At 43.3% G+C, this 22,749-nt stretch carries 15 protein-coding genes and 3 pseudogenes; 3 read left to right on the forward strand and 15 right to left on the reverse strand.

Translation table 11 applies throughout. The features are described from left to right. Positions 1-1,877: 1,877 nt before the first annotated feature. Positions 1,878-2,402 carry an acyltransferase gene (locus CWE15_RS12150; protein WP_126758229.1) on the reverse strand — a complete coding sequence of 175 codons (525 nt, stop codon included), beginning with the start codon at positions 2,400-2,402 and terminating at the stop codon, positions 1,878-1,880. A 249-nt stretch (positions 2,403-2,651) separates the two neighbouring features. On the opposite strand from CWE15_RS12150, the pseudogene CWE15_RS12200 reads away from it, so the two are divergent. Then, positions 2,652-2,879: pseudogene (locus CWE15_RS12200) on the forward strand (IS30 family transposase); the annotation flags it as partial. Between the two features lie 37 nt (positions 2,880-2,916). Here the strand turns inward: CWE15_RS12200 and CWE15_RS11470 are convergent. Continuing rightward, positions 2,917-4,091 (reverse strand): annotated as a pseudogene (locus tag CWE15_RS11470) (transposase). Between the two features lie 64 nt (positions 4,092-4,155). Here CWE15_RS11470 and CWE15_RS12205 point away from each other — a divergent pair. Further along, positions 4,156-4,342, forward strand: a pseudogene (locus CWE15_RS12205) (hypothetical protein); the annotation flags it as partial. Positions 4,343-4,408: 66 nt separating this feature from the next. Here the strand turns inward: CWE15_RS12205 and CWE15_RS11480 are convergent. From CWE15_RS11480 to rfaH, 11 genes are all read right to left on the reverse strand, one after another. Beyond that, a complete protein-coding gene (locus tag CWE15_RS11480) occupies positions 4,409-5,524 on the reverse strand; it encodes a glycosyltransferase family protein (protein ID WP_126758230.1) in 1,116 nt (371 codons plus the stop codon). Between the two features lie 1,275 nt (positions 5,525-6,799). Further along, the gene (gene murB / locus CWE15_RS11485; protein WP_126758231.1) at positions 6,800-7,660 is read right to left on the reverse strand and encodes a UDP-N-acetylmuramate dehydrogenase; all 861 of its coding nucleotides are present in this window, start codon (positions 7,658-7,660) and stop codon (positions 6,800-6,802) included. 4 nt (positions 7,661-7,664) lie between these two features. Next, the gene (locus CWE15_RS11490; protein ID WP_126758232.1) at positions 7,665-8,129 is read right to left on the reverse strand and encodes a serine O-acetyltransferase; all 465 of its coding nucleotides are present in this window, start codon (positions 8,127-8,129) and stop codon (positions 7,665-7,667) included. Continuing rightward, complete coding sequence (locus CWE15_RS11495; RefSeq protein ID WP_157980763.1) at positions 8,126-9,418, reverse strand: lipopolysaccharide biosynthesis protein; 1,293 nt, start codon at positions 9,416-9,418, stop codon at positions 8,126-8,128. The genes CWE15_RS11490 and CWE15_RS11495 overlap by 4 nt, the downstream gene beginning before the upstream one ends. Positions 9,419-9,428: 10 nt before the next feature. After that, positions 9,429-10,667, reverse strand: coding sequence for a UDP-N-acetylglucosamine 1-carboxyvinyltransferase (locus CWE15_RS11500; protein ID WP_126758234.1), 1,239 nt, complete (start codon positions 10,665-10,667; stop codon positions 9,429-9,431). A gap of 45 nt (positions 10,668-10,712) precedes the next feature. Beyond that, complete coding sequence (locus tag CWE15_RS11505; RefSeq protein WP_126758235.1) at positions 10,713-11,744, reverse strand: NAD-dependent epimerase/dehydratase family protein; 1,032 nt, start codon at positions 11,742-11,744, stop codon at positions 10,713-10,715. A gap of 108 nt (positions 11,745-11,852) precedes the next feature. After that, positions 11,853-13,130: a Vi polysaccharide biosynthesis UDP-N-acetylglucosamine C-6 dehydrogenase TviB gene (gene tviB, locus CWE15_RS11510; protein ID WP_126758236.1), complete on the reverse strand. Its 1,278-nt coding sequence runs from the start codon at positions 13,128-13,130 to the stop codon at positions 11,853-11,855. Positions 13,131-13,285: 155 nt separating this feature from the next. Then, positions 13,286-15,466, reverse strand: coding sequence for a polysaccharide biosynthesis tyrosine autokinase (locus tag CWE15_RS11515; protein WP_126758237.1), 2,181 nt, complete (start codon positions 15,464-15,466; stop codon positions 13,286-13,288). Positions 15,467-15,529: 63 nt separating this feature from the next. After that, positions 15,530-15,982: a low molecular weight protein-tyrosine-phosphatase gene (locus CWE15_RS11520; RefSeq protein WP_126758238.1), complete on the reverse strand. Its 453-nt coding sequence runs from the start codon at positions 15,980-15,982 to the stop codon at positions 15,530-15,532. A gap of 9 nt (positions 15,983-15,991) precedes the next feature. Continuing rightward, entirely contained in the window at positions 15,992-17,098 is a 1,107-nt protein-coding gene (locus tag CWE15_RS11525) for a polysaccharide export protein (protein ID WP_126758239.1), read from the reverse strand. Between the two features lie 272 nt (positions 17,099-17,370). After that, positions 17,371-17,868, reverse strand: a complete 498-nt coding sequence (rfaH, locus tag CWE15_RS11530; protein WP_126758240.1) for a transcription/translation regulatory transformer protein RfaH — start codon at positions 17,866-17,868, stop codon at positions 17,371-17,373. 345 nt (positions 17,869-18,213) lie between these two features. Here rfaH and CWE15_RS11535 point away from each other — a divergent pair, with 345 nt between their 5' ends. Further along, the gene (locus CWE15_RS11535; protein ID WP_126758243.1) at positions 18,214-19,662 is read left to right on the forward strand and encodes an MBL fold metallo-hydrolase RNA specificity domain-containing protein; all 1,449 of its coding nucleotides are present in this window, start codon (positions 18,214-18,216) and stop codon (positions 19,660-19,662) included. Positions 19,663-19,778: 116 nt separating this feature from the next. On the opposite strand, the gene CWE15_RS11540 is transcribed toward CWE15_RS11535, so the two are convergent. Both CWE15_RS11540 and CWE15_RS11545 read right to left on the reverse strand, forming a co-directional pair. Continuing rightward, positions 19,779-21,968, reverse strand: coding sequence for a hypothetical protein (locus CWE15_RS11540; protein ID WP_126758241.1), 2,190 nt, complete (start codon positions 21,966-21,968; stop codon positions 19,779-19,781). Between the two features lie 97 nt (positions 21,969-22,065). Continuing rightward, positions 22,066-22,617 carry an LPP20 family lipoprotein gene (locus CWE15_RS11545; protein WP_126758242.1) on the reverse strand — a complete coding sequence of 184 codons (552 nt, stop codon included), beginning with the start codon at positions 22,615-22,617 and terminating at the stop codon, positions 22,066-22,068. Positions 22,618-22,749 lie beyond the last annotated feature (132 nt).

A 22,749-nucleotide genomic window follows, 5' to 3' on the forward strand; every position in this document is an offset into this window, starting at 1 on the left:
CAGTAATTTCTTGAGCGTAGATGCTTTACGCTCCTCTGAATAACGCGGCATACATCAACCTAAACCGCCCACTGTTTATTGAATAATGGCAAAATCGCCAACTGGACAACTAGGCTGACATAGTGGGGCCGCGTAAGGTATTAGGGTTTAAGCAACCAGATGTGATTTTTAAAGAGCAATTGCAGTACGCGCAAAGCGAGTGTTGCAGTTATTAGTTGAATCTAGGGTTATTCTAACCAACCAACTTTCATTCGAAAAGGCACTTGATATAAAGTTCAGAGAATTTGCTAATACTCTATTTGTAACTTGCAGAACGTCACTGGGTTCATACCTGCTCAACGAGATTCAGATTCAGCGCAACTGTTAGCTTATATTTGATTATAATATGTCATTGTTTCTGCGTTGTGATACTTTCTTTGATACTGGCATGGACTATTACCATTATTGATTCATCAGAAGCAAATATCTATATTTTCAATTAACTCTGTTAGTATTATTTAAAAGAGAAACTAATTGCGATAACAAGTCCTCATTAAAGATATCGTGTTACAGGATTGTTGTGCTTATTATCGGAATTTAGATTAAGGAATTAGTAAGTATTTATAAATAAATAGTGGTAAAGGTTCATATAGTATGCTAGGTGAATGTGTACTGCGCATGTAACCAAAAAGTACATAAGCATTAATAAAAAAAACGAATGGTGATAGCAAAAGCAAAGTATTTATAAACTTTGTCCTATTTGCATTTGCAATACAAATAACAACAAAAGGGATTAGGTAGCCTAAGTAACGTATACCAAAAGCAGGAATTGAAGCAAATATATTATTCATAAAAAGAGAAATAACAACAAAAGCAAAAACCCTTTTGATAAAGTTATCGTTGGTTGGATAAATAGTGTCATAATAATAAATTAAGGTCAGAACAAGGAGATTAATATACATTCGAACTGCGAATTCCCCCCTTCGCTGCCAACTATTTGTTATATTATCCTTATGGATAAATTCCATATAACTTGCATCGGTATACCTACCAACCATCTGTTGAACATTTGATGGTAGATAATCAACAAAGACATAGAGTATTTCAGTCGCGTATGAGCCTAAAAAATATGATGTAAAAATTGCAAATATTAATTTGTTTTTATTGTTAACACTCACAAACACTTTTGAAAAGGATGCCAACCCAAATAGAAAAAATACATATAGGGTTGAGTGATGTATAAAGTAGATGATAGGCAATAAAATGAGATATCGGTAATTATTACTACGATAAAACTCAACAATTAAATATATTGATAACCACGTAGCAGCAATAAACCTTACTCCGTTTATTGAAAACATGTTGTACCGGCTAATAAATATAACCAATATACAAACTGAAAGTAAACTGAACTTGTAGTTAACAGTTGTATATCTCAAAACTTTCAAGCAAAATATTGCAGGCAATACAACGAAGGCTAGGAACATCCAATGATAATTATCTGTAAACCGACTTATGACATATAAAGTTGTATATGCATATAAATCTTTAACATATTCATTTTTAGAAAAGTAATTAAAGTATAGATCCTTTATATAATAACTATCTAAGTCTTTAACTCTGTTAAACTCATTAACATAATACACACTATCTATTCCCTTAGTCAGATCCGGAGACATCGCTATAGCATACAAACACGCACATATAAATAGAATTATGTGGGAAGATCTAGTGTTGAGCCTAACAAATGAATAAAGAAAAGCCAAAAATGGGACGATACAAAAAAGGGCAAGCTTGAAGCATAAATCATTTCTCTCCTCTTTTTGCCATTGCAATTCCATTATTTATTCACCGTATAAATTTATTTAGTATTAAAAATCAATAGATTCATAATAGAACTATTTTTGTATGAATCTTGTATCTGACAAACTCATTAAAAACTTCATCTTTTCTTGTGGCTTCATTTTTTTACAACCAAGATTCTTCTTCAACATTTTATTTTCAAAACTATTAAAATCACCGATAATCTTACACGGATTTCCACCTACAACAGAATTATCTGGGATTGATTTAGTGACCACAGAACCCGCCGCAACAACCACGTTATTTCCAATTGTTACACCAGGCATTATTAGACAATCATTCCCAATGTATACATTATCTTTAATAACAACTTTACCAAAGAAATCCATGTCTGGGTGTTTTAACCTCAAAACCCAACCTGCTCCATGAGTGAATATTTTAGTGCCAGAAGTTATCTGAACATGATTACCAATTGAAATTAGGTATGGCTCAGAACCAAAACAGACATTTTGAATATCACAATTTTTACCTATAGTTACACCGCTTCTACGAGCTCGCTGTTCGTAAGACAGGAATATCTTTTGTAAAGCACTGAATATGAAATTCAACAATTGCATCATATCCTCCTTATATTTCTTAGTTAACTCTTAACAATAAAATATTACTTTTTACAATTGAGTCAAATTCATTATTAATATTTTTTTTATACCTGAATTCAGATAATAACTGTAACACTTATGTAATGGGGTAGGTGGAAGGGAGGTCAGCTACCGACATGTGGTCCTCTTACTTTTCAACCAAAAAAAGTGAGTTCCAACATGAGTTATCGGCAGCTGACCGAGGGACAACGATATCAGATTTCGTTGCTTCTCGGATGCGACTGGAGCCCAAAGCAAGTCTCGGCTGTGTGTAAGCGAATAGGCCGGCCCATAAGTCATGAATGGATTTACAGTTACATCATTCGAGACTTTCAATGTGATGGACAGTTGCATAATCACTTACAACACCGACTCAAGCGTTACCGAAAAAGAACACATAAACAGCGCGGCCGCATTGTAGACAGACGGTCTATCCACGACAGACCAGCCGTCGTTGATACGGTGTTTTTCAAGCTAGTTGTCACCATCAGCCCGTTTAAGCGGCCTGTTTTTGTTCCTGTTTCACCTGCTCTTTTGCCGGGTTAAGGGTTGTTGGCCCAACCGGCGTGCAGTTGCGAACCTGACGTTTTCCCCAGCGAACTGAGTGTTGTGCTTTCGCGGCTTCCATTACTGCTTTGCGTTTCGCGAGTATCGCTTTGTCCTGGCCTGTATGGCGCTGCTCTGGCGTTACGAAGCGCAGCTTACTGTGCTTGTGCTCGTAGTTGTACCAGCGCGTGAACTTGAGTACCCACTCTCTTGCTTCATCAAGACTTTTAAAGCCCGCTGATGGCCACTCAGGACGGTATTTGCAGATCCTGAACAATGACTCAGCGAACGGGTTGTCGTTACTCACCCGTGGCCGGTTGTAGGACGTCGTCACACCCAGCTCATAGGCTTTTTCACGCATCGTTTGCGCCTTCATCGGCGCGCCGTTGTCTGAGTGCAGCACTAATCCGCTATGGGCGCATTGTTCATACTCGCTCAGCTTATTAACAGGCTCTGGACGTATTGCCTCAGGGCGTTTGTCGGCAGTTACCTTGCCACCGCGATACCAGCGTTTGTAAGTGCGCAGGCTGATGCCAGCTTCTTCACAGGCAAGGCGTAGTCGAGCACCCGCTTGATTCGCTTCATGTATCCACGACACGTATTGCGTGCGCTGTGAGACCGAGGTCAATCGTCCTCGTCGTCGTTCTCCCAGAGCGCATCCAGCTTTTTTCGAAGCACCAATAAAGCTGCAGTTTCAGCTAGGGCTTTTTCTTTTTCGCGCAGCTCACGCTTGAGCTGTTTGATTTCTTTGCGGTCAATCTTGCGCTGACGCTTGGCCTCAAGCTCTTGCTCGCGTGAGCTGGCAAAACCTTTAAGCGAGTCGGCTTTCCAAGCTTTCACCTGTTCAACGTAAAGCCCGCGCTCACGGCAATACTCACTGAGCTCAGCTTCACTCATGGAGCCGGTTTCAATCACGGTCGCAAGCTTCGCTTCAGCAGACCACTGTTCGGGGGTTGATTTATTTCCTGGCACTGGACGACCCTGTTCTCTGGCTTTGTTACGCCAATTATAAAGGGTTTGCTCGCCAATGCCTTCCGTTCGTGCAATTTCTGCGATGGTCATGTTCAACGGCGGCATCATTTTACTTAAAATTGTTTGCTTACGTTCTTCTGAATAGCGTGGCACTATTAAGCCTTAACGCCCCAACTGGTTAAATTTTAAAGGGTGACAACTATCCTGCCAGAGGGGGAAGGGAACAAGCTTACAAAGCTTAACCAATGTGTTGTTGAGTCAATTCCAACAACGAATTAATCTAAGGCTTCGTAAGCTCTTAGGGTTTAAACAACCCGATGTTATTTAAAGAGCAATTGCAGTACGCACAGAGCGAGTGGTGGACATATTATTTGTACCTAAGCATCTTTGAAATTTTCTCATAGTGCAACAATCAAAACCAATAAGTGATAACAAAGTTGTCGTTTGAGGTTAGCTATATTTAATTTGTTTTATATCTTGAACTTAGGTCTGAAAAATCGAATTGCTTGGAATAATAATGTTGATAAATTATTAATTCTATCTGATTTCTCACTACAGATACTTTTATATAGTTGATAATATTTATCAATCACTGCATCTGTGCAGAAGTATTTATCAAAAAGCTCTTTGGTAGAAGTTGACGTACTTGTTGTGATCTTAAAACGAACATTAGATATTTCACTACGTTCTGAGAAATTATAATACGAAAGAAACTTAAAACTATCTAACGTTAGCTCTATAGGTAAAGATTGGTTCTTTGTAGGACAGAAAACACGTTTATTATGTGCACAGGCCTCCATTGCCCCACGACCGGTAGCAACAACAAAGTCAACCGCTGGTATTAATCGAGCTGCGAAGTGAGTGAAGCGATTCTCTGTTACGAAATGAATGTTTGTGGAACTATAGCGATTGCAAAGTTCATTGAAGTATTCTTGATCTTGAACTATACCTACAAAGACCAAATGAAGATTATTCTCTTGTGATTTTATTTCTTCATAAAGCCTTACTGATTGATTGAAAGTTAAATCATAATAACGATTAAACCTAGAAATCCTCAAAATTATTTTACCATCACCTATATTCAAATACTTAAGAAAATCTTTGACTACAGAGTGTTCAACAGTTGGCCGTAATACCCTATTCGGAATAAGTATACTTTTATCATTATAACCGTTGTTTTTATAATGTTCGTAGTTCTCTCCGCTGTACAATACGTAACGCGACGCAAATGGAATAAATTTGGATCCGTTACTTCCCCCACACTTTGTATAAACAATTGGGATGTTATAAAACAAGCTTAACAATCTTCCAATAAAAAGCGATTTTTCGTCATAGGCGTTTATGACATCAGGTTTGAAACGATTGACAATTTTGAACAATCTATAATATTGCAGTATATTCCAACGAACCAAGGGCAAGAAATTATAGTTAGGCAAACATTTAATTGTTTCACTAGCTGATACACCAATATTTACTACTAATGGATTAACAATACCCGTCATACTTGTAACATGTGCATAGAGTGAGTGAAAACTTCCTCCGCCTGCTGTAATTGTATTACTATAAATTAAATAAAGAACTTTCATTATTTAGCTCAAAAATTTGTATTGATAGCGGTTAAGAATTGAATTATTCACTATTTTATTTACTAGCGGAATTCAAATCCGAGATTTATCAATTAATATTTCACAGTTCAGATAGTAACCGCAACACTCATTTATTGGGAAAGCTCGGTGGGAACCTAACCATCTTAACCTGATCTTCTTACTTCTCAATAAGAAGTGACTTTTTACGTGCGTTATCGTCAGCATATCGAAGTACAACGATAGAATTTTACGTTGCTTGTCATTACTAAATCTTTCCTACGATGAATAGCAAATAAAACGGACATCTCACCATCGATACCATCGATCGAAAGTAAAAGCTACAGAGAAATGAGGTAAATCTGGTTGCTATATTGCCTGCTATGCACTCAAAAAATCGAATCAGTGACGTACGCAGAGTTTAATCAAGGTCCTAAAAGGGGAACTAACGTTTGAGAATTTACTTGTCAAATAATTCTTGAACACGTAGAAATCAGAGTTTTTGTTCCGCATCACTCCATCCGTAATCCAAGAATGGGTTTCAATTTACATCATTCGATGACTTTGAACTCGCAGGTAAATTAGATAAACACTTTGTACACCGATTGAAATTATACCGAAAACAAAAAAATAAATGACACTATTGCAATATGAATAATAGGACTACCCACAACAAAGCCACTACTGTCGAATCACTGAGGTGTTATGACGACTGGGAAATCAATAACCTCATCCTGAAAAAAATACAGGCACTATCCAGACCCCATTTTTGCTAAAATCGTTTCTATTTAATCCGTAAATTTATGAATTAAAACAAACCAGAAGTTGTTAACAACAATATTGAGAGTATTTTAGTTTTTCAAACGTTGACTGCACCATCACTACTTATAATTTTTCGTTATTCGCAGAGTATAAGTATATACCAGCCTATTTAATTTCAGAAGCTTACCTCGCCGCCTCTCAGTCGCATGGTGCAAGCAATACTGCGAACGGTCTATAATGTCAATAATTAACAAAGAAAGTCTCTTTGGAGCTTTATTTATGAGTTGTTGAGTAAAGTTTTGGAGAAAGTTAATCGTAGAGCTCGCTAGATCATGTGTTGTAACAACTGGAAGTAATTTGTGAATAAAGATTTTATTACGTCTAGATTAAATAATACCAATATTAGTTGACTATAAGAAACAAATGCTATTTTGTTGTAGATTTTTCAAACTTTAATTAATTAACAAAAACATGCTTTTTCTGAAAATAAATATTACATTAGAAACCTAAGCTAATTCAGTAAATCACTCTTTGCTCTACTTCCAAATCAATCCCAAAATGCTTTTTAACTCTCAACTGAACCTCATTAATTACGCCTAAAACATCTCTCCCTGTTGCATTCCCAACATTAACAATAAAACCACTATGCTTTTTTGATATTTGGGCTCCGCCAATAGTAAATCCTTTAAAACCTAACTCATCAAGCATTGGTCCAACGTATTTACCTTCTGGTCTCTTAAATACACTTCCAGAGTTTGGGAGTTCTCTAGGTTGCTTTAGCCACCGCTTTCGTTTGGATTCTTGCATTCTTTTGTTTATATCATACACATTACCCCCAAGCAGTTTGAACCATGCTTTGAGAATAATTAATTCTTTATTTTGTTGAAATAAACTATTTCTGTAGCTAAATTCAATTTCCTCGGTTAATTTTTCATGTACATCGCCAGATACTGAATCTACATATCGAACTTTAATTAAAGTATCTTTTATTTCAGATTTATCATTACCAGCATTCATTACAATAGCTCCGCCTACTGAACTGGGGATATCGTAAAACTCTTCAAGTCCTGTTAGTTCTTTCCTAAGTGCAAATGTGCAGATTGACTTCAAAGTAGCACCTGACTCTACGGCTATCATGCCGTCTTCAATACTAATATTATCAAAGCACTTATTTAATATAATAAATGGGACGTCATAATAATCTTTAGCTAGGATTATATTATTACCATTACCCAATATATGAAAATTTGTATATTTTAATTTATTTAACAAATGAATTATATCATTCTCAGATTCAGGAAAGTAAGCTTTTTTACAAACAGCCTCTATCTGGTACGCGTTGTATTCTTTCAAGTTGAAATTTTCTAAGTATATCATGGTCTCAGACATCCCTAATAACTTTAGCGGGTACACCCGCGACAATAGTATTTGGAGGCACATCTTTATTTACAACGCTATTAGCTCCGATTATCGAGTTTTCACCAATAGTAACGTTACCTATAATTTTAGCACCAGAATATACAACTACACCTGGCGAAAGGATTGGGTAATTGCCTTTTTGTGCGTCACCACTAATTCTACCACCTAATGTAACTTGCTGAAAAATTGTACAGCGCTCAGATATAACGGCACCAGCACCTATAATAATACCCGTTGGGTGAGGAAACTTTACACTAACATCAATCGTCGCTCCATTACCAATGAAGCAGCCGTAATTTTTAACTAGATAATTATTTACCATTGCACTAATAAATTTGACTCTATTTAACCTAGCCCAAAACATTAACCTTAATAATAAAACAAATCTAACATTAACATCAAAAAAAAATCTTTTAATTTTTTTCACACGCTTTCCTTAGTTATTTTTTTTAGTTGCGACATAACCATCTTTATAACTATTAAAAAGTATATACTTAAAGTAATTGTATAAATAAAAAGTGCTTCTATTACATCAAAATTCAACACACTCGCAAAACAGAAAACAATGACTATAAAAATCACGCGGAATAAATTAATCCACAATTGTAACATTTGTTTTTCTAATACATTTAGGCAGCTCATAACAGGTGTTGAAATAAATCTAGCTAAAATTAATAGCGATAGTATTTGGCTATAAACACCTGCGTCTTTCCATTCTGTTCCAAAGACAAACTTGAATGTCAAAGGCCCAAACAGTAACAAAAATAATACTGGGAACAACCCAATAATAAACATTTTTTTTATTACTTCAGCAGATAGCCGATAAATTTCTAACGGGTTTTCTTTCCCCATATTAGCAATTTCGGCATAGTAAACTTGAGCAACTGCTTGTCCAATTAAGTTCATTGGTAGACTTATCATGCTTTGTGCTAATCCGAATGCTCCTGCAACCTTAAGATCATATAAATAACCGATCAATAAAACTGGTAGCTGCGCACCTAAAGCAAGAAGTAATTGCGACCATGATTGTATTAACGGAAAGTTTTTATACCTTACTGCTACGCTCTTAACCAATCCCCAATTAAATCTTTTAAAAAACAGAGGATATTTTCTCAGCATACTTTTCAAAAGTCTAAAAGTACCTGCCGCTTCTTGGATAATCACACCAATCAACAAACCACTAGGCTTGAGATGTAATAATCCTAATAAAATTTTACTTAATGATGAGCTTAAACTTTGAGTAACTGTTGTTTGAGTAATGATTTTGAATTTTTTTTCTCGTATAGCCCAACTACTTAATGTTTGGTAACAACCAGTTGCAAAGAAAGCAAGAGGGAAAAACCATAAATATGATCTGATATTTTCAGCGTTGAAGGTGACTACAAATAGATCTGAATAATAAAGCAATACAAAACATGCTATAGCGCTAACGATAGCGATCATTAAAAAGCATAATTTTAACATTGCTTCCAATGCATTTTCATTTTTTATCAAAGGAATAGCAGTTGCGTAACGCAATGTAGATAAAGCACCAATAATCGATACTATACCCATAAATAAAGCAAAAACACCATAATCTTCTGGCGAGTAAATACGGGTAATTATTGGCGCACTTAATATTCCAATAGCTTTTGCAGTCACATTCCCGCTAAGAACTAATGTTAAGTTTCTTGAAAACTCATTTGAACGAAGTTTCTCTTTAAAAGTCTTATACACTGTTATGCAACTATGAGATTTCAAATGATAAAGCTTTAAGTTTTTCAGTTAAATTTTCATACCCTCTTTCAATCTGCCAAGCGTCTTCAATAACAGTATCCCCGTCAGCTATTAAGCCAGCCAATAATAGTGCCATTCCCGCCCTCAAATCTAATGCTTTGACATTACATCCCTTCAGCGGTGTACCACCACGTATTTTTAGCAGGTCACCTTCAATAGTAAAATTTACCCCCATTTTAGCTAGTTCTGCTGCATAGCCGTAACGTCCAGGGAAACGCAAATCAACAATTTTTGACTCTCCTTGAGAACTGGCCCCATAAATAGCAAATAATGGCTGCATATCAGAGTTTATTCCGGGATATGGCCCAGTACTAATCTCGACTGGATAAGGTACACTCCCTCTAACAATTAGAGAGTTTTCTCCCCGGTAATACTTCATGCCACTTTCACGAAGAAAAACTAACGGAACTTCTAAGTGCTCAAATGGAAAATTTTCAATTTCAATATCACCATCGGTAATTGCTGATGCTATTGCCCAAGTAATCGCCTCCATATTATCAGGCACTACTTTATGTTTAACACCTTCTAACTTTTCCACCCCACTAATTTCAATACATTTTTGCCCATGAACTTTTATTTTAGCGCCCATTTTTTCTAGCATTTCGATCAAATCTAATACTTCAGGGCGGATATGCGGGTTCCAAATTGTAGTTTTACCAACTGCTAAACTAGCACAAAGGATGGCGTTTTCCGTAGCGCCAGTTGAACGAATCGGTAAATAAATATTGCATCCTTTAAGCCTTCCATCAGATTTTGTGCATAAATAGCCTTCTTCCTCCCATACTTTTGCGCCAAACAGCTCTAATATTTTTACATGGAGATCATATTTGCGGTCCCCTAATGGGCAACCACCAGGCAAAGGTACTTTTCCTTGGTAAAACCGTGTTGTTAGGGATCCCAGGATTAACAATGAGTTTCTTATTGATCTCTCCTCCCATAATAACTCATTAGAAAGTTCTTTATTTTCCTCTATACACAAATAACCCTTCTCAGCCCTACATGTTTTGCCCATCTTTTCAAGCATTGCTATGTGAATTTGCATATCTAACAGGCCATTAGGTGAATCTATTATTTCAACCTTGCCACTCGTAAGCACAGATGCTGTAAGCAATTTTAAGGCTGCATTCTTTGCTCCGCTCACTTTGACTTTACCAACCAGTCTTGTTTTCTTTACTTTTAAAATATCCATCTCATCTCATCTTCAATTATTCTATTTTATGTGTATATAAATTTTTTACGCAAAAAATCTTTTATACCATGGCATTGATTCGCGAATACCATCACTAATCTTGTGGCTTGGCCTGTAACCCAACAGTTTTTTAGCTTTACTTATATCGGCTTGCGAATGTCGCACGTCACCTACTCTAAACTCATGGTATTCGGGTCCTTCGTGGGTTATTGTAACTTGTAGTTTTTGTAATTCGCTTTTTATAGCAAGATATAAACTGTTTAGTGCGGTCCTGTCGCCTACAGCTACGTTGTAAACCTGATTTTTAGCTTCAAGGCTGGTTGTGGTAGCGGCCAGTAGGTTCATTTGTACGGTGTTGGCTATGTAACAGAAGTCGCGGCTAGTTTCGCCATCGCCGTTTATGAATACTTGTTTTCCTTGCAACATCGCAGCTGTCCATTTAGGTATGACAGCAGCGTATGCACCGTTGGGGTCTTGTCTTTTACCGAATACGTTAAAGTAGCGTAGGCCTATACAGTTAAAGCCGTAGGTTTTGGCAAATACATCGGCGTATAGCTCGTTAACATATTTGGTTACCGCGTAAGGTGAAAGCGGTTTGCCGATGTTCTCTTCTACTTTAGGTAGCGCAGGGTGGTCGCCGTAGGTAGAGCTGCTGGCAGCGTAAGTAAAGCTTTTTACTTTGGCATCACGGGCTGCGACGAGCATATTCAAAAAGCCGGTGATGTTTGCGCCGTTACTAGTGATTGGGTCAGCAATTGAGCGTGGTACTGAGCCAAGGGCGGCTTGGTGCAGTACGTAGTCTACGCCTTGGCATGCGCGTTGGCAGTGCTCCAAGTCGCGAACGTCGCCTTCAATAAAAGTGAAGTTGCTCCATTGTTCTGGAGTAACCAAGCTTTGCACTTCATCCAGGTTGTGTTGGTAGCCAGTGGCGAAGTTGTCTAACCCGGTTACTTTTTGGTTTAGCTTAAGTAAGGTTTCTAGCAGGTTAGAGCCGATGAAGCCTGCTACGCCGGTTATAAGCCAGGTTTTGGGTTCTTTTAATAACTGTTCTTGTAATAGTTGGTATTTGGATTTCATATTTGCTACCAAGTTCTGATATTACGTCATGCGGTGCATGACCTACGTGTTTTTTATTAACGTTATTACTTCCCGAGTCAGGCAGTGCAAGACCTACGAGGATTTTAATTATAGACGGATGTCGGATTCTTCTGCTGTGAGTAGGTATTTCAGGTCATAGAGGACGTGGTCTGTTTTGCCTAAGGCACGTATGTTGGCTGCGCCCATGTCTTTGAATTGGTTGTGGCTAACGGCCAGTATCATTGCGTCGTAGGCGTTTTGTTCTGGTTTTGTTACTGGGGTAATGCCGTATTCGTGTTGGGCTTCTTGCGGGTTAACCCAAGGGTCGTAGACATCGACCTGTATGCCGTATTCTTTGAGTTCTTTGACTATGTCGACCACGCGGGTATTGCGTAGGTCGGGGCAGTTTTCTTTGAAGGTTAAGCCCATAATTAATACGCGTGCGCCTTGCACGTGAATGCGCTTTTTCAGCATAGCTTTAATCAGCTGACTGACGACGTATTCGCCCATGCCATCGTTTAGTCGACGACCTGAGAGGATGATTTCTGGTTGGTAACCGATGCTTTGTGCTTTGTGGGTTAGGTAGTAAGGGTCGACACCAATACAATGACCGCCAACTAGACCTGGACGGAAAGGTAAGAAGTTCCACTTGGTGCCTGCTGCTTCTAACACGGCTTGGGTGTCTATGCCTAGTTTGTTAAAGATAATGGCCAGTTCGTTAATTAGAGCGATGTTTACGTCACGCTGGGTGTTTTCAATCACTTTGGCGGCTTCGGCGACTTTTATGCTTTCGGCTTTATGAGTGCCCGCCGTGATAATTGATGCATAAAGGCTATCAACAAAGTCAGCAACCTCCGGCGTAGAGCCAGCAGTTACTTTTAAAATATTAGTTACGCGGTGCTCTTTATCACCTGGATTAATGCGCTCTGGGCTGTAGCCGGCAAAGAAATCTCGGTTAAAGGTTAAGCCTGATACTCGCTCCAATACCGGTACGCAGTCATCTTCGGTTGCGCCCGGGTAAACGGTCGACTCATAAATAACGATATCGCCTTTTCGTAACACTTTGCCGATGGTTTCAGAAGCTTTGATAAGCGGTGTTAGGTCTGGCTGTTTGTGCTCGTTGATGGGCGTTGGAACTGTGACTATATAGACGTTGCAGTCTTTTAAGTCTTCTAGGTTGGCGGTGTAGCTTAGGTGTTTTGCTTCGGCGAGTTCTTCGTCGCTTACTTCTAGGGTGGTGTCGTGCCCGGCTTTAAGTGCGTCTATACGTGGTTGGTTGATGTCGAAACCTACTACAGACAGCTTTTTACCAAATTCTACGGCGAGGGGTAGACCTACGTATCCGAGGCCGATGATTGCGATTTTTACGGTGTTTAAGTCGAGCATACAAATTCCATCTTCATTGCGTCAGGCAGTGCCTGACCTACGGTGGTTGTTTGTTCCGTCAGGTGGTGCCTGACCTACGGTGGTTGTTTGTTCCGTCAGGCGGTGCAACGTCGGGCAATGCAACGTCAGGCAGTGCCTGACCTACGGTTTAATGTTTAGGAATGTGATTCGTAGGCATAACCATATTGATACTGGTAGTTATAGCCAGTAGCGCGGCGCTCGACCCCGTTCAGGATAACGCCTTTAATTTCGACGCCATTGAGCTCAAAGCGTTTAATGGTGTGTACCATTTCTTTGACGGGTGTTTGATCGAAACGTGCCACTAATAAACTAGTGCCTGCATAACGACCAATAATGGCAGGGTCTGTAACGGCCAAGATAGGTGGCGTATCGATGATCACATAATCAAAGTCTTTGGAAGCTTGCTCTAATAGCTGCTCCATGCGGTGATGCATGAGGAGCTCGGCTGGGTTTGGTGCGGTTTGTCCGCGCGGTATAAAGCTTAAGCCTTCTACGGCGGTGCTTTGCACTATGCTGCCGTAGTGCTCTACAGGCGTGTCTGCCGCAATAAAGTCTGACACGCCGTTGCTGTTTTGTACTTGTAAAATCACATGGCTGTAGCCACGGCGGAGGTCTCCGTCGATATACAGTACACGTTTATCCCCTTGGGCGAGTACGGCGGCCAGGTTGGCACTAATAAAGCTTTTTCCAACTTCTGGGCTAGGGCCCGACACCATAATAATATTGTTTTTCGCTTCCATCATGGCAAAGTGCAAGCTGGTTCTTAACCCGCGTAAAGCTTCAATAGAAAGATCCGTCGGGTCTTCTTTGGCAAGCAACAACTCGGTTCGAGCACGTTTTTTATTGTTTACAGCGAATTTGGGCCGTAAATTAAATTTCTGTTGCTTCTCTGAAAGTGGAATGGTGGCATACACATTAATGCCTTGGCTTTCCAGCTCTTCCGAACTTTGCACGCCTGGGTTCAACATACTGCGCACCAGCACCAAACCGACGGAGAGCATACCACCGAGCATTGTGGCAATAACCACTATCAGTTTTTTCTTAGGTGCTACGGCATTCGGGTGCCCTACAGCGCTATCTAGAATACGCACATTCCCAACGGTACCCGCTTTTAAAATGTTTAGCTCTTGCATCCGATTTACCAGCTGCAAGTAGATTTCTTGGTTAACTTCCACATCCCGGGTTAAACGTAACACTTGCTGTTGTGTTTCCGGTAGCTCTTCAATTTGCTGCGTGAGCTTTGCTTGGTCCGCTAATAGGCTTTCTTTTTGGCTTAATAACGCCTGGTAGCTTGGGTGTTGCTTGGTAAACAAACGGCTTATTTCGGTTTCTTTAATGGCTAGTTCGTTCAGCTGTTTTTCAATTTCAATCACTTGTTGCAATAAGCCCGAGGTTTCAAGCGACAAGTCCACCGACTTACTTTCCAAGCGATAGGCATTCAGCTCTTCTTCAGCACGGGTTAAGTTGGCGCGCACATCCGGTATTTGCTGCTCTAAGAAGGTGAGGCTTTTTTCTGCTTCTGCAGCGTTCCGCTGAATATTTTGCAACATATATTCATTGGCAATGGCATCCAGTACTTCTACGGCAAGTGCTCGGTCTGCATGTTCAATGCTCGTGGTTAATATCCCCGTTTGTTTGCCCCGCTCACTTACATTTAATGCATATTGCCAACTACTGATTGTTTGTAATCTATCTCTTTTAACTAGTGTATAGGTGTCGGTGTTTGCCAGTTGCACATCCGCAATATGCAGTTGGAAATCACCATTTTCCGCAAGTTCACCTACTTGTCCCTGTAATACACGGGCCCCTTCGCCATCTTTGAGTTGAAAGCGATCACCTTCAAAACTGAGTGTCAGTGCCTTGCCTACATAAGAGCGTGGTACTTGGAAGGCTTGAATATCGATTTGGTCTTGCTCTGGGCTGCGGCGTGCTAAAAAGGGACCAACAATTGGCATATAGTTCGGTGTCGCCACTGTGGTTAAATCAAGTTGGTCCACCACACTGCCAATCACCATGCGTGATTTAATAATTTCAATTTCTGTGGCGGCTTCGCTGTCGCTGCTAAACAACTCGCCCATTTCACCGAGCGCTGGCATGCCCGAGGCTTTCTTCTCCACTTGCAGCATGGCATCGGCTTTATAGATGGGGGTGGCCAATAAAGCATACACAATGCCCATCACAGCAAATGCACTGGTTATTGCAATGATCAACCATTTTTGGTCAAGGAGTTGACCTACTAATCGCATTAAATCAATTTCATCGTCCTGCGACTCTCGGTTTGCGGTGAGTTGGCTTTGGTTTAACTTATCTGACATGGGAAGAACTACCTTTTATCACGCTTATTCGGCTTGCATATGCAATTTGTTAGTGTTTCTGGCTTAGCCCAGTTTGTTGGCCCAACTTTGGGATGCGCGTTCAATCAGGTGATACACATGCTGAAACACATCATCGCTTTTCTTGTAGGGATCTGGGATGTCTTTAGTGCTATCCGCTAACCAGTGCCCAAGTAACATGGTTTTGGCTAAGGCTTCAGGAAAACGCTCTGCCACCATGTTTCTATGCTTGGCTTCCATCACAAGAATTAAGTCGTACTCACTGGCTAACTGCTGATTGAGCTTTTGTGCTGCATGGGGTGGACAGGCTAAGCCGTTTTCTTCTGCAATACGGCGCGCGGTAGCGTCCATGTCCCACCCTGTACCGTCTTTGTGCAAGCACGCTTGAATGCCCGCCGAGGCGATATGCTTTTCTGGCAAAGCTTGCTTGAGCATAAATTCCGCCGTTGGGCTGCGGCAAATATTGCCCAAACACACCACCAAAATATTATCAAACATAGCGATGCCTTATTTAATATCCGTTTGGAAGCGGCCTAAGGAATACAAACCCGTGATAGACGGTAATATTTGACTGATCACGCGGTTCCAACGAGCGACTGGCGCTGCGGTTACATACACGATATCCCGCTGTTGTAGCTCAAACTGCTCCGCCAGCACAAGAGCCGTGGCGTTCTTAGCGTTTAATTGGTACACATCGGCTAAACGGCCTGTTTCTGGACTCGCTTGGCGAATAACAAACACGCCGGAAGCATCCGCTGATTGCTCAAATAAACCACCCGCTTCTGCCAAAGCTTCAGCCAGGGTCATGCCACTGCGGCCCATCACATAGCTCTGTGGCTTACGCACTTCGCCTAGCACAAACACCTTGTTGTCATCGCTGCGGGCAATGTGCAGTACATCGTTTGGCTTGAGAAGGATATTTTGCTGGGTGTCACCTTGTTGGTATAAGCGGCGTAGGTTTATTTTCTGCTCGGTACCATTGCGTAGCAGGGTCACGTTCTCCCAATTGGACTCGGGCGTTAAACCACCGGAGGCATTAATGGCTTCGATCAAGCTTGTGGGTACGTTGGTGACAGGCAGCACACCTGGCTGCTTCACTTCTCCCGTTACATAAATGCGCTGGCTCAAAAAGCCTGCAACCGTGACATCCACTTGTGGGTTTTCAATATAGCGAGACAAGCGCTCGGCAACTAAGTCACGAATTTCTGTGACTTTCAGGCCTTCTACTTTAATGCGGCCCACATACGGGTAAAAAATAGTGCCGTCGTTGTGGACCCAGTTGCCTGCTTCTTTCGCACTCCGCATAGAGCCTGCAGGAATGGTCAGTTCTGGGTGGTCCCATACGGTAATATTCAGCACATCCCCCCGGCCGACTCGGTAGTCGTAATTGGCACGCTCTTCTTCGAAGGTGCTGTTTTCAGCCAGCTCAGGCAAGTTATTCGCTAAGTTTGAATTGGCGGCTATGGTTTCGGAGTTAATGGAGTAAAACTGAACCTGCCCAGCCAGTTCCGGGCTGGCTTCGTTCGCTTCCATAAAGCTACCTGGGGCCAGCGCACAGCCCGAAAGAAACGCGGCAGTGGATAAAGAAATAATAAGTTTTTGAATTGATGTCATTTCTTACGAACCTTTGTGTGTGGTTGGTGCCGTTGTGCGGGTTTATTAACGTACGGCAATGCCGTACCTACGCGTGCTTTTTTTATCAAAAAAGCACGCTACCGCCCGTGGGTTGTGGCTCCCAATATGCCGTTTTATATTTCCATTTCCCCGTAGGTCATGCATGGCATGACGGGGAATACATTCATGTCTTTTTCACATTCGTAGGTCATGCATTGCATGACGATTGCTTTAACGTCAGGCCGTGCCTTCAACGTCATGCAGTGCATGACCTACGAGGAGCGTAATACACGCTCCTCTATTTCAATTCTTTGTTGTTTGCCGAGCATGTCGAGTAATACGAGGCAGCGCTCTTCGCCTTTTGGCATTTGATACACGGCCTGTAACCCAGCAAACGGCCCTTCGGTTATTTCTACCGCAGCGCCTGTTATATATGTTTGTTGCACACTGGGTGCGTTTTTTTGTGCGTCTTCTAGCTCTAGCAGTTGGGCTACCACCTCATTCGGCACGGTTGCCGGCACACCACCGAAGCGCACAAAGCCATTCACCCCTCGGGTGCTGCGCAGCGCATTAAAGTTGGCAGTATTCACATTGAGTTGTACAAAGAGATAATTAGGAAAGAGTGGCTCTTCGCATACGGTGCGTTTGCCGCGCACTAATTTCGTGCGATTTATTTGCGGCAAACATGCTGTGTACCCTTGGTTTTCAACATGCATACGCGCTCTGGCTTCCTGCCTCGCTTTGCAATGTAGGAGATACCATGCCCACATACTAAGTTGCCCCTTTCCATAAGGTTTATGTCTTCGTTCAGTGCGTTCAAACAACCTACTGCTGAAGCCAAAAGATTCTACGTTAAATTAACGTAGAACTGAAGCCCAGACACGGAACAATATGTAAATTTTATGTTTCTGGTGATTTTATATTCACCCGCTTGCCTTTGTGTTTGTTTTTTGTACGATTGAATGGGCAATTCAACCGTAGGTCGTGCACTGCATGACGGAAATGTATACGTACGGCCGTGCCGTACCTACGGGTGATATGGTAGGTCAGGCACTGCCTGACGGAAAAGGCACTGCATGACGGAGAAATTGTAAAAGGAAAATACAATGGCGAACATATCTTTTCTTCACCATGGTGCCCGCGAGGGGGTTACGGGCTCGTGCCATGAGCTGCGTTTAGCCAGTGGCAAGTCCCTACTGGTGGATATTGGTTTGTTTCAAGGGGCTGAAACGTCAGGCGATACAGCACATTCAGCCGGGCGGGCCGATGCCAACCATCATGAAATTAAGTTTCCCATTGAGCAGGTGGAAGCTTTAATCATTACCCACTGTCATATTGACCATGTGGGACGATTGCCTTGGCTTCTAATTGACGGGTTTCGTAAGCCTATTTACTGCACCAAGGCCACGGCGCATTTGTTACCCATGGTGATAGAAGACGCCCTGAAAGTGGGCATGACCCGCAATAAACGGCTGATTGAGGGTGTTCTTAAGCTACTGGACACTTTATTAGTGCCTATCGCTTATGACACAGACTTCGTGATTGACACCTTAGGTGTGACCGGCCGCTTTAAACAGGCAGGGCATATTTTAGGCAGTGCCTTTGTGGAGGTTGATGTTCCAAACGATAAACCCGTACGTCATGCATTGCATGACGGAAACCATGGTGCGGCGTACGGCAGTGCCGTACCTACGGGTGACACCCCCGTGCGCGTTGTATTTTCCGGTGATCTCGGTTGTAAAAACTCTCCCCTGCTCCCAGACCCGGCCCCCCTTTCTCGTGCTGACTACTTAATATTGGAAAGCACTTATGGCGACAAGAACCATGAAAACCGAACTGAACGGCAAGAACGGTTACGCCAGGTTATTGAGCGCTGTGTGGCCGACCAAGGCACTGTACTTATTCCCGCCTTTAGCATTGGCCGCACCCAAGAGCTGTTGTACGAGCTGGAAGATATTATGCACCACCATACTTCGGGCATATGGAAAGACATGGTGGTGATTGTGGATTCGCCCATGGCTGCTCAATTCACGAGTAAATATCGTCAATTGAAGAGATTATGGGATAAAGAAGCCACCCGCCGCTTAAAACAGCAGCGCCATCCGCTTAATTTTAAACGCTTACATACGGTGAATAGCCACAGTGAGCATGAGCGTATTGTGCGCTACTTACAACAAACGGGCACGCCCTGCATTGTGATTGCGGCCAGTGGTATGTGCACCGGCGGCCGTATGGTGAATTATTTGAAAGCCTTGCTGCCCGACCCGCGTACCGATGTGTTGTTTGTGGGTTATCAAGCCAAGGGCACGCCGGGCCGGGATATACAACATTATGGTCCCCGCGGCGGTTATGTGGATTTAGACGGCCAGCGCATTTGGATTAAAGCCCAAGTGCATACCTTAGGCGGGTACTCGGCCCATGCGGATCAGCAAGAATTAATGGAGTTTGTGGCCACCGCCGAGCACATAGGCCAAATACGTTTGGTGCACGGCGAAGCCCATGCCAAGGAAGCATTAGCCACCAAATTGCGTGAACGGTTTGATTGCGAAGTCGTTATCCCGTGACATCGGTGCGGCGTACGGCAATGCCGTACTTACCATGTTGCACTTTTCCCATCCGTATCCGTAGGTCAGGCACCGCCTGACATTGCAATGCCTGACCTACGCATTGCTTTTCGTGTTTATGGGTTAAAATTCACAATGGCTGGTTTTTTAAAGCCGCTTTCGAAAAAACTAAAAGACACCCCAAACTGAATGAGGGGTTCGCGGGTTTCGGCGGGCAAGATAACACTCACACTGAGCCCGAGGCCTTCGCCGAGGCTGAGCAAGGCATTCGCCTCCGCATACAGGTAGCGATTGGCTTTGCCGCCTTCGCTTGGCAATATGGCCCAGTTGTTATTCGGCAACTGCACCGTCAGGTCGCTGCCATGATTCCAGCGGGCGTATTCATAGGCTTGGTTCACCGTCACCGAAGTCAGCACCATGCCGGAATAAAAGCTATGCCAAAATCCCGCACCGACACTGGCCACTAGGCTATTCAGCTCTAGGGGCTCTGTGCTGTAGCCACTCACATGAAAAGGCCGCGCAAGTTTGGTTTTGCGCAGGCCGGCACTGCCTTGCAAACTAAAATGAAGGGCATCGAAATACCGCTGTACGTTCACCACAAAGTCTTCGGCGGAGCCCAAATGAATGGCGCCGTGCTGGGCCAAGTCTTCTTTTAACTGACCATAGTGGCCTGTGTTCGACCAGCCGCTTTCTGTTTGATGCAAATACGGCACACGGTAAGCGCCACTGGGCTCACCGCCTCCCCGCAGCATATTTAAACTCACACCCCAGCCATAACGGTAGGGCTCACGGTAAGCAGGCGCTGGGTAGACTTGTTTGTAGGTTTGTTCATGCTCTAGCTCAAACAAGTCTTGAATAATTTGGTAGTTCTCGTCAAAGCCTTGGCCTTGCGCCTTGCCTATTTTCGCCACATAGGAGCCGGCTTCGGCAAGCTCTTGTTGTACTCGGCCGTCACTAGCAATGTGCCAGTCGGTTAGGTCGCGCCTCAAATGCAGCGCATTGCCCCGCCCTGCGACGCTTAAGTCTAACTGTCCGTATTGGCGTGGCTCCAAAGCCGCAGCATAAAAGGCATACGCAGCGCCTGCTGGAATCACCAACTGGCCTTGGTGCTCTCGGTGGCGCTCTGCCCGCACTTGCACACGGTAACTTTGCCCTGGCCTTAAGGGATGACGCACAGGCGCCCCTAAGCTTTCATTATTAATGCGTAGATTGGCTTCTTCTGGGTTGAGATAAAAGAACACTTGGGTTTCGTGGGCTTGGGTCACTTCCGCATAGGTATACCGAGCCAGCTGTCGGTGCCGCTCTAAATGGGCGCCGTCGATGCGTCTGTCTTTTACTTTCACCAGCACACTGAACTCATCGCCAAGCTGGCCACGGGTTAAGCTTTGGGTGATACCTTGGCTATCGGTGGTAAGTGCATACTCACGCCCTGCCTGCGGGCCCCGTAGGCTGCGCACAAAAAGCTCTGCGTGGGCTTGCGGCGTGGCGGTGGCTTCATGCAAATAAGCAAAGGCCAATTGCGGTGTACGTCCTTTGCCTGCTGGCACCAGAACAGGCACAGCCGTTAATGCTTGTACACTGGCTTCGGTGACTTCAGCAAAGTAAGTTTCAAAGGTGGCAGAGCTGCCATGTGCGGTAAGGAAGTCTTGCTCGGCAACTTGGTCACGCGTAGCGATGCTGTCCCCTTGGATAACCCCAGCTAAGCGCTGCGCCGGTTGAGTGAGTGGGATTTTTTCAATGGCATACACGGCATTTAAGGTCGGCGCTTTTTGCCGCGCCAGCTGGATCAAACGATCCAATTGCGTGCGCTCCACCCGCATGCGCACATAATAGTCCCGTGCCATGCCCCGTTTTCCGGGTAAACGCTGCTCAAAATCAATCCGAGTATTTTCTAAGGAAACGTTGGACCAAGAAAAAGAGGATGTGGCAAATTCTTGGGTAATTTCTTGGTTGGCTGTTTCTCGTAAGTCTTGCCGGGTTTCCGTGCGCACATTCACCAAAATCATTTCCGCCAGCTCGTCCCGCGCCGCTTGCAAAGCTTCAGCCCGGGTCGCGCCAAAGCCATGGCCATAGGCATACCGTTCGATCTGCGGTTCGATGATTTGGAAGGTGTCGGTGGGTTTCTGATTGCTGCTGCAAGCAGCAAGGATCAAAATTGTAAACGCGTAGGTCAGGCACTGCCTGACGTTGCGCAGCCTGACGAACAAACCTATGGTGCGGCGTACGGCCATGCCGTACCTACGCGGTTGGCGTACGGCCATGCCTACGTACGGCTGTGCCGTACCTACGTTCTGCATTTTTTCCATCCGTATCCGTATCCGTAGGCCATGCCTACGTACGGCTGTGCCGTACCTACGTTTTGCATTTTTTCCATCCGTATCCGTAGGTCATGCATTGCATGACCTACGGATTGCCACGTGTTTGTTTCATGCGGGCGTCGAATTCGTCGAGGATGTCGCGGCCGGTGCGGGCGCCTTGACTACGTGGCATGCGCATACGCACAAACACACGGGTGGAGCCGTCGGGTAAACGGACACGCTCTACCTTGTCGGTTTCCACCGACTGCACGGTTTCTTGTACTCGGGCTTGCACGGCATCAATAAAAGTACCCGCAGTTTCTTGTTCACCAAGGTTCACCTGCCCCGCTTGGCGTGCTTCGCTTTCCACATACAAAGCAAAAGACTCGGCTAATTGCGCTTGGGCATTTAAGCGCGCCTGACGCGCAGCGAGATTGGAATCGGAACTGACCCCTTCCCCAAAGCCATAAAAGTAAGTTTCAGGCTCGGCTTGCACGTCGAACCACTCCGGCCATTCGTCGCCCGGCTTGCTGGAGCAGGCGGCTAGGGTGAATAGCAAGGTTGCGAGTAGGATCGTGATGTATTTTTTCATTGTATTTATCTCGCTTTTATCATATTGGAAGTCAGGCAGTGCCTGACCTACATTTTCATTGTTCATATCCCGTAGATACCATCTCTCAATACCGATCTCTAGCTCTATTTTATGTAGCTAGAGGTCGATATTCTTGTTGATGTTTAATCACACCAAAACAAATTTGCATTAACTTACGCATTGCAGCGCCAACTGCCT

It is taken from the genome of Aliidiomarina taiwanensis (assembly GCF_003987015.1).
Taxonomy (GTDB): domain Bacteria; phylum Pseudomonadota; class Gammaproteobacteria; order Enterobacterales; family Alteromonadaceae; genus Aliidiomarina; species Aliidiomarina taiwanensis.

What these genes read in the sequence shown, in the direction of transcription:
- CWE15_RS11540 (WP_126758241.1), bottom strand. Translation starts at nt 21,968, where the DNA reads ATGGAAAAAATGCAGAACGTAGGTACGGCACAGCCGTACGTAGGCATG.
- CWE15_RS12150 (WP_126758229.1), bottom strand. Translation starts at nt 2,402, where the DNA reads ATGATGCAATTGTTGAATTTCATATTCAGTGCTTTACAAAAGATATTC.
- CWE15_RS11545 (WP_126758242.1), bottom strand. Translation starts at nt 22,617, where the DNA reads ATGAACAATGAAAATGTAGGTCAGGCACTGCCTGACTTCCAATATGAT.
- CWE15_RS11525 (WP_126758239.1), bottom strand. Translation starts at nt 17,098, where the DNA reads ATGACATCAATTCAAAAACTTATTATTTCTTTATCCACTGCCGCGTTT.
- CWE15_RS11515 (WP_126758237.1), bottom strand. Translation starts at nt 15,466, where the DNA reads ATGTCAGATAAGTTAAACCAAAGCCAACTCACCGCAAACCGAGAGTCG.
- CWE15_RS11520 (WP_126758238.1), bottom strand. Translation starts at nt 15,982, where the DNA reads ATGTTTGATAATATTTTGGTGGTGTGTTTGGGCAATATTTGCCGCAGC.
- tviB (WP_126758236.1), bottom strand. Translation starts at nt 13,130, where the DNA reads ATGCTCGACTTAAACACCGTAAAAATCGCAATCATCGGCCTCGGATAC.
- CWE15_RS11505 (WP_126758235.1), bottom strand. Translation starts at nt 11,744, where the DNA reads ATGAAATCCAAATACCAACTATTACAAGAACAGTTATTAAAAGAACCC.
- rfaH (WP_126758240.1), bottom strand. Translation starts at nt 17,868, where the DNA reads ATGTGGGCATGGTATCTCCTACATTGCAAAGCGAGGCAGGAAGCCAGA.
- murB (WP_126758231.1), bottom strand. Translation starts at nt 7,660, where the DNA reads ATGATATACTTAGAAAATTTCAACTTGAAAGAATACAACGCGTACCAG.
- CWE15_RS11480 (WP_126758230.1), bottom strand. Translation starts at nt 5,524, where the DNA reads ATGAAAGTTCTTTATTTAATTTATAGTAATACAATTACAGCAGGCGGA.
- CWE15_RS11500 (WP_126758234.1), bottom strand. Translation starts at nt 10,667, where the DNA reads ATGGATATTTTAAAAGTAAAGAAAACAAGACTGGTTGGTAAAGTCAAA.